Source organism: Rhodoplanes sp. Z2-YC6860 (assembly GCF_001579845.1).
Classification (GTDB): domain Bacteria; phylum Pseudomonadota; class Alphaproteobacteria; order Rhizobiales; family Xanthobacteraceae; genus Z2-YC6860.
Genome location: NZ_CP007440.1, coordinates 3,545,619 through 3,560,227, shown reverse-complemented (window position 1 = coordinate 3,560,227; position 14,609 = coordinate 3,545,619). Strand labels below are relative to the sequence as shown.

General features: G+C 63.6%; 8 protein-coding genes. 3 read left to right on the top strand and 5 right to left on the bottom strand.

Features of this window, described 5'->3' with window-relative positions:
- Positions 1-7: 7 nt before the first annotated feature.
- Genes RHPLAN_RS16365 through RHPLAN_RS16355 form a run of 3 tightly spaced genes read right to left on the bottom strand, consistent with a single transcriptional unit; the run spans position 8 to position 2,568 of the window.
- Positions 8-775: an ABC transporter permease gene (locus RHPLAN_RS16365; RefSeq protein WP_068019914.1), complete on the bottom strand. Its 768-nt coding sequence runs from the start codon at positions 773-775 to the stop codon at positions 8-10.
- Positions 772-1,569 (bottom strand): ABC transporter ATP-binding protein, encoded by a 798-nt coding sequence (locus RHPLAN_RS16360; protein ID WP_068019911.1) that lies wholly within the window; start codon positions 1,567-1,569, stop codon positions 772-774. Before RHPLAN_RS16360 ends, RHPLAN_RS16365 begins: the two co-directional genes overlap by 4 nt.
- Positions 1,570-1,572: 3 nt before the next feature.
- Complete coding sequence (locus RHPLAN_RS16355) at positions 1,573-2,568, bottom strand: ABC transporter substrate-binding protein (RefSeq protein ID WP_084245023.1); 996 nt, start codon at positions 2,566-2,568, stop codon at positions 1,573-1,575.
- A gap of 205 nt (positions 2,569-2,773) precedes the next feature.
- On the opposite strand from RHPLAN_RS16355, the gene RHPLAN_RS16350 reads away from it, so the two are divergent.
- Genes RHPLAN_RS16350 through RHPLAN_RS16340 form a run of 3 tightly spaced genes read left to right on the top strand, consistent with a single transcriptional unit; the run spans position 2,774 to position 6,697 of the window.
- The gene (locus RHPLAN_RS16350) at positions 2,774-3,868 is read left to right on the top strand and encodes an ABC transporter substrate-binding protein (protein WP_068019907.1); all 1,095 of its coding nucleotides are present in this window, start codon (positions 2,774-2,776) and stop codon (positions 3,866-3,868) included.
- A gap of 29 nt (positions 3,869-3,897) precedes the next feature.
- Entirely contained in the window at positions 3,898-5,601 is a 1,704-nt protein-coding gene (locus RHPLAN_RS16345; protein ID WP_157100306.1) for an ABC transporter permease, read from the top strand.
- Between the two features lie 7 nt (positions 5,602-5,608).
- A complete protein-coding gene (locus RHPLAN_RS16340; protein WP_068019903.1) occupies positions 5,609-6,697 on the top strand; it encodes an ABC transporter ATP-binding protein in 1,089 nt (362 codons plus the stop codon).
- 60 nt (positions 6,698-6,757) lie between these two features.
- On the opposite strand, the gene RHPLAN_RS16335 is transcribed toward RHPLAN_RS16340, so the two are convergent.
- Positions 6,758-8,032, bottom strand: a complete 1,275-nt coding sequence (locus RHPLAN_RS16335; protein ID WP_068019901.1) for an MFS transporter — start codon at positions 8,030-8,032, stop codon at positions 6,758-6,760.
- 300 nt (positions 8,033-8,332) lie between these two features.
- Positions 8,333-14,566 carry a YDG domain-containing protein gene (locus RHPLAN_RS16325; RefSeq protein ID WP_068019896.1) on the bottom strand — a complete coding sequence of 2,078 codons (6,234 nt, stop codon included), beginning with the start codon at positions 14,564-14,566 and terminating at the stop codon, positions 8,333-8,335.
- Positions 14,567-14,609 lie beyond the last annotated feature (43 nt).

The window sequence follows — 14,609 nt, the reverse complement described above, 5'->3', positions numbered from 1 at the left end:
CGATCCGTCAATGCGCTGCGCCGCGGTCGGCCCGCTGCGAGACGTGCCAAGGCACGAGCCAATGCTCGATCAGGTTCATCAGATAGAACAATACCGTGCCAAGGACCCCGAGCAGCACGATCGAGGCGAACACGCTGGTGATCTGGAACATGCCCTGTGCGGTCAGAATGGCGTAGCCGAGGCCCACCTGGGAGGCGACAAACTCGCCGGCGATCGCCCCGACCAGCGCAAGCGAGATCGCCACCTTCATGCCGGCGAACATCGCGGGCAACGCCGTGGGAAACCGTACCTTCCAGAGCACCTGGAAGGGTGTCGCCTTCATCGATTTGGTCAGTTCGAGGACGTCGGGGTCGACTGAGCGTAACCCGAGCACGGTATCGATGACGATGGCGAACAGCGCGATCAGCATGGAGATCGCGACCTTCGAACTCGTACCGGTGCCCATCCAGATGATGAACAGCGGCGCCAGCGCGATCTTCGGAATGGAGTTCAGCGAGACCAGCAGCGTGTAGAGCGTGTTCTCAAGCACCTTGGAATAAACGATGCCGATGGCCGCGGCGACACCGATTACCAGCGCCAGCAGGAAGCCCATCATACAGGCGCCGATGGTGTAGAGCGCATGCCGCCCATACCAAAGCGGATTGCTGAACAGCTCCACCGCTATCGCCGACGGCGCCGGCAGGATGTAGTTCGGCACCACGAAGAACCGGACGCAGAGCTCCCAGATCAGGAAAAAGCCGCCGATGACAAGCGTAACCGACAAGGCCCTGTTCATGGCACACCCTTCAGGAAGCCAAGGCTTTCGAACAGCCGGCGGATCTGCTTGGCGTAGCGACCGAACTCAGGCGTCTCGCGGATGTCGAGGCTGCGCGGCCTGGGCAGGTCGATTGGGATGATCTCGAGGATGCGGCCCGGGTTGGCCGCCATAACCACGACCCGATCCGAGAGCAGCACGGCCTCGCTGATGCTGTGGGTGATGAACAGCACGGTCTTGCCGGTCTTCATCCACAGCCCCTGAAGTTCGAGATTGAGCTCGTCGCGCGTCAGCGCATCGAGCGCCCCGAACGGCTCGTCCATCAGCAGCAGCTTCGGCTCCTGGATCAGTGCCCGGCAGATCGCAACGCGCTGGCGCTGCCCGCCCGACAACTCCCACGGCTGGCGGTTCTCGTACCCGGGCAGGCCGATCAGCGCGAGCCACTCGCGCGCGCGGTCGCGCCAGTCCTCCTTGGGCAACCGCTTGATCTCGACCGGGAACAGCACATTCTCGATCACGCTGCGCCAGTCCAGCAGAATGTCGCGCTGGAACACGACTGCCATGTCGTCGGGCGGCTCTTTGACAGACACGCCATCGACCAGAATCGTACCGCCGCTGATCCCGGTGATGCCCGCGATGCACTTCAAAAGCGTGGACTTGCCACAGCCGCTCGGCCCCACCACGCTGACGAACTCGCCGCGCCGGATGTCGAGGTCAAGCCGCGACAGCGCTGCAACGGCCTGCCCCTGCGGCAGCCGGTAGGTCTTGTCGAGCCCCGTAACCGAGACATGGACCTCGAAGGCGGGAGCCGCCATCCGTCAACCCGGCACGAACTTGTTCGTGTAGTAATCGGCCGGTTTCGACCCCGTTGGAATCGACTTGGTCTTCTCCAGGATGTCGATCGTGCCCTTCCAGTCCTCCTCGGCCTGCCAGCCGAAGCGCTTGCCCTTGGTCGCCTCGGTGACCATGAAGGGTTTGTATTCGACGATCTGCCCGCGGATGATCTCAAGATCGAGCCGTTCGTTGGGCCGCTGTTTGACCATGGCCTGGACGGCTTCATCGATCTTGTCGTCGTTGTAGATATATTCCCAGGCCCGGATCACCACCGGCACGAAGCGGCTCAACACGTCCGCGCGACTGTCCAAAGTGCGCTGCGCGCAGATCAGGCCGTAGCTTGGAATATTAAGGCCGACGTCGGCGAGCAGGATTCCGTTCGAAGGCCGCTGCCGGTCCGCCGTGGTCTTGGCGAATGGGTAGGTCGTGAGCGTTGCGTCGACGCTGCCGGACAAATAGATCGAGAGCAGCGCGGTCTGGTCGACGCTCACCAGGTTGACGTTGTCCTTGGAGATTCCGCCGGCGGTAAAGAATGGATCGACCAGCGTCCCCCAGCTCGTACCGGCCGTATACGCGACCTTCTTGCCCTGGAGGTCCTTGACCTTGGTCATGCCGGAATCCTTCGGCACCAGCGCTCCGAGATCGCCGCGGCGCGCCAGTCCCGCGATCGAAGTGATCGGCACGCCCTTGCCGCGCGCGACCGCCATGGCGCCCAACTGCACCCAGCCGATATCGACATCGCCGGTCGCAACCTGCTGCATGGTCACGCCGGAGCCGCGTCCGTCCGACACCTCGACGTCGACGCCTGCCTCCTTGAACCAGCCTTTGACCACGCCGAGATGAAGGCCGGCATGCATGCCCCAGGGCAGGAAATCCGTCCGCACCGTGAGCTTGGGAAGCTGCTGCGCGAGCGCTGGACGCCCGAACGCCATCAAACCGGCAACCGCACCTGCCGAAAAGCCTCGCCTCGTAATGTTCATGATGCCCGTCCCTCCACCTTGGCCGCGCACCGTTCAGAAGGCCTGGCGCGACAAAGCGTCATTGGCACAATTGACTATTTGGTCAGTAAACTATTCGTGCCTGGGGGAAGTCAATGTGCGCATCCGGCGCCATCCCAGGATCGGCGCGGATTTGGCTGCCGCGTTCAGGGCGTATATCGTGAGGTGCGAAAAGAGGAGACCGGCGATGCGAGCGACGGAACGCCTGGCATTCGTGACGTTGCTCGGCATCATGATGTGCAGCGCCACGGCCGCCATGGCACAGACCGAGGCGCCCCGCGAGCCGGACAAGGTCTGGAGCTATCTCAACGCGTTGCCTGCGGCGGAGCGCCAGCCCATTCTTGAACGCGAAGCCGCGCGAGAAGGCCGGGTCGTTGTCTATGGCGCACTCGGTATCGATCGGATCAATCTGTTTATCGAGCCATTTCAGAAGCAATATCCCGGCATCAAGGTCGATTTCGTCCGGCTGAGCGAGTCCGACCTCGCCGACAAGCTGTTGCTGGAAAGCCGGACCCGGCGTGTCAATTCCGACGCCGCCGTCGCGAGCATTCCGTGGCTCGATCTCATCAAGCCGGCGCTGGCCCCCTATCAGACGACAACATGGGATGTCTTCGATCCGCGCCTGCGTTTCGGCGGCGCGAGCGCAGGATGGAGCGCGTTGTCCTATGAGATCCTGCCGTCGTCGATCGCGTGGCGAACGGATCGCGTTCCGTCAGCCGATGCGCCCAAGACGCTCGACGCCGTCGCCGACCCAAAATGGAAAGACCGCGCCGGAACCACCACACAGCTGGAAAGCATGTATCAAGGCCTCATCCTCGCCTATGGCGAAGCCGAAGCGAAGGGCAAGCTCGAGCGGCTCGCAGCGCTCGGCAATCGTCTTTACACCAGCATTGCGGCGCTATCGGACGCTCTCGCTCAAGGCGAGATCGACATCGCCTGGAACATGGGCGCGCATCGTCCTTCGCAACTGAAAGCAAAGGGCGCGCCCGTTGATTTCGTCCTGCCGACGCCGACATTCGGCCAAGGCATCACGATCTCGACGATCAAGGGTTCCGAGCATCCCTATGCGGCCGCCTTGTTCATGGAATTCGCAACGCGGGCCGACGTTCTCGAGACGGTCGACAAGACCGAGCCCGGCCGCTTCTTCGGCAACACGAAGGGGCGCTACACGCTGGATCTTTCGAACTACGCCAAGCTGGTCCTCTTCCCAGCGCTCGATCGTAACCGCTTCCGCGAGTTGAAGCAGCAGACCGACCGCCTGTTCGTCCGCCAGGCGCGGTGACGCAGGCGCTCAACACGGCAACCGCAACGATGCTTTCCCGGCCGGCAACAGCGATCGTCGCGCTCAGTGCGTTGCTCTGCGTCGTTCTCTATCTGGTGCTGCCGCCACTCGGCACGCTCCTGTTCGGTGCGATCACCGATACGCCGCCTGCGACTGCGCCGCACTTCACGCTCGAGACGTTGATCCGGGCGTGGAGCGAAGCCACGATCTATCCAGCGCTGGTGAACTCGCTGGTGTTTGCGGCGCTGACCGCGACGCTGACGATGCTGGCGGCGATCCTGCTGCTTTGGATCACCGAGCGGACGGATGCGCGTGTCCGAATGATGGCGGATATCTTTGTGCTGGCGCCCATCGTCATGCCGGCTGTCGTGCTGGTGAACGGCTGGATCATGCTCTTGAGCCCGCGCAGCGGCATGATCAATCTGCTGGCCACGTCGTGGCTCGGCATGAGCGGACCGCCGTTCGACATCTTCAGCTTCCCGGGCATGATCTGGATCGCAGTTCTCCAGGAATTGCCGCTGGCGTTCCTATGGCTTTGGCCGTCGTTTCGGACGATGAATCCCGAGCTTGAAGAAGCAGGCTTCGCGGCCGGCGCGGGCGTGTTGGAGGTCATTCGCCGCATCACAGTGCCGATGCTAACGCCCGCGCTGCTCGGCGCCTGGATCATCTTTTTCATCTATGCGCTCGGCGCGCTTTCGGTGCCGCTCCTGATCGGCAAGCCGGTCGGCATTTATCTGTTCTCGACCGAGATCTACCTCGCGGCGACACAATTCCCCACCGATCTGAACATCGCGAGCGCCTATAGTCTGCTCTTCCTGGCATTCTCTTTCTTGGGAATTGCCCTGTATCGCCGACTGACGCGGAACATCGACCAGTTCGCCATGATCCGCGGCCGCGCATACCGCCCGCGACGTTTCAGGCTTGGCAAGGCGCGGCCGTTCGTTGAACTTGGCGTGGCGTTGTTGATCGGTCTCGTCGCGGTGCTGCCTTTCTTGGTGTTGTTGTGGAACGCTCTCGTTCCTTTTCCGCAGGCGCCATCCGTCGCGAGCCTCGGCATCGTCAGCTTCGACAACTTCAAGGCAGCTTGGAATTATGGACCGGCGCAACGCGCGCTCCGCAACAGCCTGCTCCTCGGTCTGCTGGCCGGCGTTCTGACGACGACGCTGGCTTTTGCCATTGCATGGTGCAATCAGCACCTTCGAGGACACCCGCGGACAATTGCCTTGATCGACCAGCTTGCAGGTTTGCCGGTGGCCCTCCCCGGTCTTGTGGTCGGCATCGGAATGACCTGGTTCTATCTCGAGGTTCCGCTCCCGATCTACGGCACGCCGGCGATCCTGCTTCTCGCCTATATCATGCTGCACCTGCCCTACGCGGTGCGAATTGCGGGCGCCGGCCTGACGCAGCTTCATCCTGAACTGGAGGAGGCAGGCCGTGTCGCCGGCGCGACCGAACCGCGGGTCATGGCCCGCATCGTCGTCCCATTGCTCGCACCGAGTCTCCTGGGATCTGCGCTCTACGTCATGCTGCGCGCCTTCCGCGAATACGCAGCCTCGATCTTCCTCGTAGCGCCAGGCCTCGAAGTGGTTGCCGTGCTCGTGCTCGATATGTCGCAGAGCGGGAACAGCAATATCCTCGCTGCCTATACGGTGATGATCACGGCCATCATGACCATTGCGGCGATCGTGTTTCATCGTATCGAGCGATGGGCCGCCGCAAACACGCAACAATGATACGCCGATGATCGAGATTTCCAACCTCTTCAAATCGTTTGCCGATCGCGGCACGGCGGTGCCCGTGCTCGACAACATCTCGCTTTCTATAGCGAAGGGAACGTTCTTCACGCTGCTTGGGCCGAGCGGCTGCGGCAAAACCACGCTCCTACGCTGCATCGCCGGCTTGGAGACGCCGGGCGCCGGCGAAATCCGTATCGATGGCGAGCTTGTGTTCTCCCGCGCTGCCGGCGTCGACATACCGGTGCATCGTCGCAATATCGGGATGGTGTTCCAGTCATACGCGATCTGGCCGCACATGACGGTGTTCGACAATGTCGCCTTCCCCTTGAAAGCAAAAAGGATGGATCGCATCGATGCACGCGTCATGAACGCACTGGAGGCGGTCGAGCTTGCGGATTTTGCGCAGCGGCCCGCCACGCGATTGAGCGGCGGGCAACAACAGCGCGTGGCGCTTGCCCGCGCCATTGTTGCCGAGCCCACAATCCTTCTGCTCGACGAGCCATTGAGCAATTTGGACGCCGGTCTGCGCGAACAGATGCGTAGCGAAATGCGCCGATTGCAGCGTCGCCTCAAGCTGACGACCGTCCTCGTCACGCACGACCAGGAAGAGGCGTTGGCACTGTCTGACCGCGTCGCGTTGCTGCGTGCTGGGCGGATCGTTGACGAAGGACCGCCACTCACTCTCTATGGTGAGCCGCAGTCTGTCTTTGCCGCAGAATTCATCGGCAACGCGAATGTCTTCGAGGGCGTGGTCGAATCCAGCGATAACGATCTGACCATGATCCGGTGCTCATTTGGCGTTTTGTGGAGCACCGCGGCGACGCCACTTGGACCGAAAAAGATCATCGTCCGGCCTGAAAAAATTCGAATCATAAAGCGAGCAACCGCCGGCACCGATCGGAACGTATTCACGGCCGACATCCTCGACCGCAAATTTCTCGGCGGGCATTTCGAAGTCACGCTCGCGCTCGGCTCGGGCGAACATCGCCTTGTCGTGCGGAGTCGGGTCGAGGATGTTGAAGCTGGCGATCGGTGCACGATATCGATAGAACCGAACGACGTTAGGGCCATAGTCTCGCGAGCTGGAACCTAGCTAGCGCTTGCCCGCAAACCTTGGCAGCCCGCAAGAGACTTGGTCGCGCTCTTGGGCCACTCATGTGCCGGCACCGCAGCACCGGCGTCGATCGGAGCAAGCACGCGCCGGAGCGCAAAGGCCGCGGCAAGCCCCAGCAACGCGGTCGGGACGACGATCGCCGGCGCGGTGGTCCAGCCGAGGTGTTCGACCCATACGCCGAGCGCGAGCGGTCCCGGCGAACTGTCCGAGATTGCTCGCCTGCTGCATCAGCCCGATGGTCGAGGGAACCGATTGCGGACTTGGCGCTGCGCGCGGAGCGGCCGCATAGATGGCGCCGGGCGCGAGCCCGCCGATGCCGAGCCCAAGCGCGGCCGCGAGCGCGACGATCGGCGGCGGTGGGGCGCCGGCATAGATCACAAACGCCGACACGGCAAAGGGGCCGAACGACGCCGCGACATTGAGCCAGATCGGCACGCCGGCGCGCAGCAGAATGCCGGACGCAACGTGGCCCGCGGCGCTTACCGCCAGCACCAGGGCGCTGAGCAGACCGGTCAAGCCGAGCGAAACACCGTGCACCGAGGTCAACAGCTGCGGCAGTGCAAAGGCGAGCGAGAAGATCTGGCACGAATAGGCAAAGAACGCGACCGCGAGCACGACGCAGCGTGGATGACGGACGACACTGGCGATTTCAGTCAGGAACCGCCCGGCCGGCTCACGCGTCATCGTGGTGAGGACCGGAGCGCGCAGCGCCAGCAGCAGGCAGCATGCGGCAGCCGCCCCGGCATTCGCGAGCCAGAGGTTGCGCCAGCCGATCAGCGGCAGCAGGAAGAACAGCATCAGCATGATGCCGGCCGGCATATAGGAGCTCCACACCGCCATGACGAAATCGCGCCGCTCGCCGGTGACGATCGCTGCGAGCATGCTCGGAATGGCAAGCAACGCGCCGAAGAATCCAATCCCTTCGATGATGCGGGCTGCGAGCAGAACGAGTTCGTTCGGCGCGGCGGCTCCGGCGAGATTGCCGAGCGCCACGGCGGCCATGCCGCCGATCAACGACCGTCGAACCCCAATCTGACGAACCACGACGCCGGCGCCGAAGCCGAAGAACGCACCCAGCGTCGCGAAGGTCGCAACCATCAGCCCCGCGAGATCGAGGCCGATTGCCAGATCGCTACGGATCAGCGGAATCGAGATGATCGCCTTGCCCACCTGTGCTGCGGCGACGACGCCGCTGCCAATGAGCAGCCATTCGTGGGCCCGATGCGCGCGTGCCGCGGGAATTGCGGCGGCCGGGGTCGGCGCCGGCGCAACAGCATCGGGCGTCGGTCGACCCATGTAGAAATGGGGCAGCATGCAATGTCTCGGTTCACAGAATGCGAATGGGTGCTCTCGGCCGAGATTGGAGCCGGCTGCCGTTATGGCCGCATCATCGGAACCGATGATGCGGTCACCGCATTTTTCTCGATCGCTGGTCGCGCCTGTATCAGGTCGCCGTCCGCGATCGGCGAACATGTGGCGCGCGGCGCGGTCGTCCGCGGGCGGCACCGCCGCAATTGCCGATGATGGCAGTGAAATATCGTGCTGCTGTAGGATTCGGATCGTCAGCCGATCCCGTTCGCACTCATCGCAAGAAGCGTGGCGAAGCCAGTCTTGCTATGGCGCGTTCGCGCCCTTCTTGGACGGCGTGAAGGAAATCGGCCCGATATTGTCCGGCGGCGGTGGCGACGGGATCGTCATCTCCGGGCCGGACAGCGTCGGCAGCAGCGGGCGGAATTGACTCGCCGGATTCGACGTCGGCTGCATCACCGTCAACGCCGTGGCGTTGCCGGCGGCCTGCACGAACACATAGTTGGCGGCGGAGAGGCCCGAACCGTCGATGGCATAGCTGCCCGCCGGCGAGGACGAGTTCGCGAGCGAATTGAATTGCAATATCCCGGTCGTCGCCGAACTCAAGGTGTCGGCGCCAAAGAAGCCGGTCACCTGACCCGTGAGCGGGGGATTCGCGGCCCCGATCAACCGGCTCGTCGGCGCGGCCACGTAGGTCAGCACCGCTTTGGTGATGGCGCCGCTGAAGCTGGCAAAGGTCTGGACCGTATAGTTGGCGCCGTTGTTGCCATCATTGACCGTGTATGTGGCGACATTGATGGTCTTGCCGGTGCCGACGTTCGGATCGACATAGATCTCCGACAAGCCGGTCACGGTGTCGGTGTTGCCCTTCAGGCCCGAGACGGTCGGGACGCCCGCCGCCGAGGTCGTTGCATCGTAAGCTTTGGTGTTTGCGACCGCCGTAATCGACAGCGTCGTTGGCGTGATCGTGCCTTGCGCGTCGACGAACGTCACCGTGTAGTTGTTGCCGTTATTGCCGTCGTTCACCGAGCCGGACGCCTGGAGCGTGCTGCCGTTGGTGCCCAGCACATTCTTGGAGGCAAAGACCTGGCTGAAGTTGCCGCTGTCCCCGGCGACGATCTGTGTGGCCGATGTGACCGTCGGCGTCCCCGAGGAGTCGGTGTAACCGTTGTAAGTCCTGCTGTCGGTGGCCGCCGTCACCGTGATGGCACGCGGCGAGATCGTGCCGGAGCCGGTCGGCGCGAGGCTTCCAACCGAGTAATTCGAATTGCCGACGGAGAACGTCGACACCGTCACCCCCTGCAGTCCGGCGTTCACGCCGGCATAAGTGCCGCTCACGACGGACACCGAGACCGTATCATTGCCGAGCACGCCGTTCGCACCGGTGAGGTTCGCCGAGCCGCCCGACGCTGCGGCCGTCTTGTCGTAGGTCTTGTCGATGCCGGTGATCAGAACGGTGCCGCTCAGCGCGCGTTGATCGATCTGGCCGACCCGCCCGGTGGCGCTCGCGATCGTATAGTTGCCGGCCTGCGCGCCCGTCAGTTGCAGTCCGGTCACGGTGACGTTCTTACCCGAGCCGGCATTGGCATTGTCGTAGCTGCCGACGGCGTTCGCGGTGTCGAGCAAGACGGCGTCGGTGCCGACAATCCCGGACAGGCTGGTGTAGTTGGCCTGCGCCACCGTCGCATCCGTGGTGGCGTCGTAGGTCTTGCGCACCGTCCCGGTGAGCCCGACCGTCAGCGTCTTGGCCGTGATCTGGCCGGTGCCGCCATAGGTCAGCGAGCCGAGCGTGTAATTGCTGTTGTTGAGCGAGGCACCGTTGATGGTGACGGTCTCGACTCCGACCACGTTCTTGTCGGTATAGGTGCCGGAGGTTGCCGACAGCGTGACCACATCGCCGTTGACCACGTTGTTGCCAGCGGTGAGAGCGACCGATCCGCCGGCGGCGTCGGCGTTGCCGTCATAGGTCTTGTCGATGCCGGTGATGGTCGCGGTCCCGGACAACTGACGCTGCGTCACCGTCAGCGTACCGGTGTCGATGAAGCGATAGGTTTTTCCGTCAGCGCCGGTCAGCGTCGCGCCACCATCGGTGATCGCATAACCGCCGACATTCGACGTGACCGTCGCGCCCGACGTCAGATTGAAGCCAGCCAGCAGAATCTGATCGCTGCCGTGGAGGCCATGGAGGTTTGCGGTGAGCGCCGGATTGGCATCGCCATAGGTGCGTGACGCGTCGTTCGCGTCGACCCAGACCACGCGCGACGTGGTGTAGAGCTCGGGATAATAGCCGTTGCCGGGCGGCGCCCAGACATTATTGAAATCGAACCCGACGAAGTTGGTGGCGCGATTGGCCAGATCCTGCATCGTGGCGGTGTCCATGCCGTGACTGTTGGTCACGAGGCCGAGACCGTCGCCGGTCGAAGTCCCCACCCCCACGGTGTCGGTGTTCCAATAGGCGTTGGTGATCTGGCCGTTGGTGGGAACAGAGTTGAAATTGGAGTCGAGCAGGATTGCAAAATTCTGGCCGGCAATGGCGCCCACATCGCCGCCGCCCGTCACGGCTCCCGTCACATAAACGTTCTGGATCGTGCCGGCATTGAATCCGGCGATGCCGCCCGTTCGCGCGCCGGACCCTGTGGCACCGATGATCGCGCCCGTGCTGTAGGCATTGGTGATCGACCCGTAATTGAGCCCTACGATGCCGCCGACGGTGCTGCCATTGTTGATGCCGCTGTTGAGCGTGGTGTCCACGCTCCCGCTGGTATATGCGCTGCTGATGACGCCCTGATTGTTGAAGACAAGGCCGGCCACGTTGTTGAAGCCCAAGACATCGAGCTTCGAATAGACGTTCGAGATCGTGCCGGAGTTGTTCACGGCAAGCGCGGCGACGGCCTGGTTGCCGGTGATGCTGCCGCTCTCGAGGCCGAGATTCGTGACGGTTCCGGTCGCACCGATGCTCTGGAACAGGCCGACACCATTGTTGCCATTGGCCGTGCCCGTCTCGGTCGAGGCAACGATATTCAAGTTGGAAATCGCGTAGCCTTGGCCATCGAGCGTGCCGGTGAAATCGGGATTGGTCGCGTTGCCGGAGGTGGTGTAGCCGCCGATCGGCCCGAAGCCTTTGCTCGACCACAACGGCGAGCTGGTGCTGGAGCTCAGATCGATGTCGCTGATCAGCCGGTAGCTGCCGCCGAGATTGGCGCCGATCAGCTCAAGCTCCATCGCAGCGATGAGGCCTGGCGCGGCATTTCGGCCGGTCGTCGCACTCGAATTGCCGATGTCGCTGGTGCCGAACCCGCGCGGAATGGGTCGCGTGAATCCGTTCACCATGTACCAGTCGTTGGAGAAACCGAATCCGACATAAGCGGACTGGTTGAAGGCGTAGCTCGAAACGCTCGAGCCGTTGATCGTCTGGGTGCCATTTACGTCGGTTGTCTGGACGCCATATCCATCGAAATAGCCATCGTTGGTTACGACGCGCCCGACGACGCGCACATAAGTGTAGCCGTTGCCGACGGCCTGGACGTCCGTATTCCAGTAAGACGTCTGCACAACGCCCGAGGGACCATTCGTGCCGATCAATGCGCCTCCTGCCACGCCTGAGCCGCTTGCGCCCGTACCGAGCGAATAGCTCCCGTTGATGTGTCCGTTGTTCCATCCGACCAGACCGCCGGCCGCGGTCCGGGGCCCAGTGTCCAGGTGTTCACGAAACCAGTACCCAAGGGTTCCGCTGCTCGCGGCATTGCCGGTCGCAAAAGATCCGGAGATATTGCCGCTGTTTTGCCCGACCAGACCGCCGGCATCGCCGTTGGCGGACACCGAACCTGTTGCGAACGAGTTGTAGATCGACCCGCCGTTGATGCCGACTAGGCCGCCCATCGCGCCGCCGCTCGAACTGGAGAACGTCACGTCACCGGTCGCGAATGAATTCAGGATTACGGCGCCGCTGGCATTGACGCCAACCAGCCCGCCGCCGATCCCGGAATACACCTGAATGGAGCCACTGAACGGGCTCACCGACAAGGAGTTGGTTCTAATCGTGGTGCTCGCCGACGAATTGGTGATCACGCCGCTGTTGAGACCAACCAGACCTCCGGCGGCCAATCCGCCCCAGATAATCCCACTTGCAGAGGAGTTGTTAATCGTTCCGTTCGCGCCGTTTTCGCCGACGAGGCCGCCGACATAGGCGGTGTCGATCCCAGAACCGGCCGGGGGCATTGGCAAGTACAGGACGTTGGCGATTGCAAAGGAGTTTTCGATCACCCCGTTGTTGGTGCCGGCGATCCCGCCGACGTGATTGATCGCGGCTGTCTCCGATACCGTAAAGTTGACGCCCAGATTGCGGATCGTGCCTGGCTCGCCGATCGTGGCGAATAGCGAGGGGTTGGGATTGGAGGCCGAGCCCACGCTCGAATAGGTGATCGTGTGCATCCGGCCATCGAAGGTGCTGTTGAACGTGCCGCGCGCACCGATCTGGCCGAGGTCGAGATCCTTCGCGAGCGCGTAGTACTTGAAGACCTGATTGGTGATGGACAGGAAGTCGTCCGCCGTATTGACCAGCATGTAAGCCGTCAACGGGCCGGATACTTTCGTGGTGTCGAAATCGGGCGTGTTGAAGACCGCCGGATTGTAATAGGCGGAAACGCTGCCGCCGCCGCTCACCGTGACCTGTGTGCCGGTGCCTTGGAACGTGACCGTACCGGAGCCTGAGCCGGCGCTGTCGGCGTTCAGCACAACGCTGCCGCCGCTGCCGGCGGTGATGCTCGCATTGTTCTGGAAAATAATGTCGTGCGCGGCGTTGAGCGTGAGCGTGGTCGCGGCGTTCCACGACAGCGAGGCGCCGCTCATCAGCGTGATGTCGCCCGTGGTCCCGTTGGCGCCCGACGCGTTGTTGGTGTCGAGAACCACATTCGCGCCCGCCAGCAGCGCGTTCAGATAGCCGTCGTTGAAGGTATCGGTGCCGTTGTAGGTGTTGCCGCCGCTCTGGATATTGATGCTGCCGGGATCAGCCAGCAGCGTTCCGAAGCTGCCATGGGCGGCGCGGAGGTCGAAGCTGCCGCCCAGCGCCAGATGCTCCTTGCCCGAGACTTCGACGAAGCCGCCATTGCCGCCGTTCGCGCCACCGCTGCCGAGCACAGTGCCGGTGAAGCTCGTGGTCTGCTGCGACCACACGATGGCGCTACCGCCATCGCCGGAGGTCTTGGCTGACACGTTGATGGTGGTGCCGGCGTCGATGCTCACGGTCTGGGCCAAAGCGAGATCCGGCAGCACGCCGAAACGGCCGACGGCCGATTGATAGAAGACGCTCGACGGTTCGCCATTGCCGCCCTGGAAGGTGCCACCGATGCGGACCAAGCCGCCGCCGGTCGTACCGGATGCGTCGATGAGCGCGCCCAGGACTTTGACATCCGCACCGGTGAGATCGATGCGGCCGCCCACACCGTCGCGGCCCGCGGCCGCAACGCTGCCGGACACCGCGAGGTCGTTCGTGGCCGCGACGCTGATCGCACCGCCGTTCTTGCCGTTGGCCGTGACCTTGCCGGTGACACTCACCGCAGCGCCGGTGACCGCGATGCTGCCGCCATTGGTGCCGTGCTTGCGGCTGCCGTTCGCCGCGAGGCGCCCGGTGACATTGACCTTGCCGCCAAGGCCGCCGTTGATGACGATCTTGCCGCCGCGTGTGCCCACCGAGTTGGCGCGAATAGTGCCCGGCACGTTGACGGCATCGCGCAGAATGTTCGCCGCGGTCGCGGCGCTGAGGAACACCTGCCCGCCGCTCGCGCGGATCGTGCCGGAATTGGTGACGAGCGCGCCATTGGCATCGACCAGGTTGCCGAGCTGCGAGGACGGCACCGCAACGGAGAGGAAGCCGTCGCCGGCGAGATCGAGCGTGATCAGTTCGCCTGCGCCCAGCCCAACCTTGCCGAGCCGCGCCGAGATGACGCCGGAATTCGCGACCTGGCCGCCGAGCAGCGCGGCGAAGCCGCCGTCCGACACGTTGATGCGGCCTGCATTGGTGACGGCCGCCGAGCCGCCATTGCCGGTGAACTTGTATCGGCCGGACAGAAAATCCTCGTTCTTGATGTCGAGCGTGGAGGCCGCGAACGAGCCGACATTGACCACGCCATCCTTGGTGATGGCGATGCCGTTCGGATTGACCAGCAGCACCGTACCCGGCGCATTGATCGTGCCGGCGATGGTCGAGGGCGTCGAGCCGAGCACGCGGTTCAGCGTCGCAGACGCCGAGGACGGCTGGTTGAAATTGACGGTGGTTCCCTGGCCGAGCGAGAACGACTGCCAGTTGACGATCGCCTGGCTGGTGCTCTGATTGACGTTGAGCGTGCTGCTGTTGGGCTGGGTGATCGTGGCGCTGCCGGCAGCGACCGAGCCGCCGTTCGGCAGCACCGGATCGGCGAAGGCGGGCGCGGTGGTGCCGTAGGCAAGCAGCAGCGCGCAGGCGAAGGCGCCAGGGTCGCGCTTCCCCGAAATGTCACGCGTCGGTCGCCGAACAGCCCGGCGCTGGCGCTTGTCGAATTGCACTCTGCTAGCCCCTGCCCTCTGCAACCCGTGAGCCGTGTGCGCG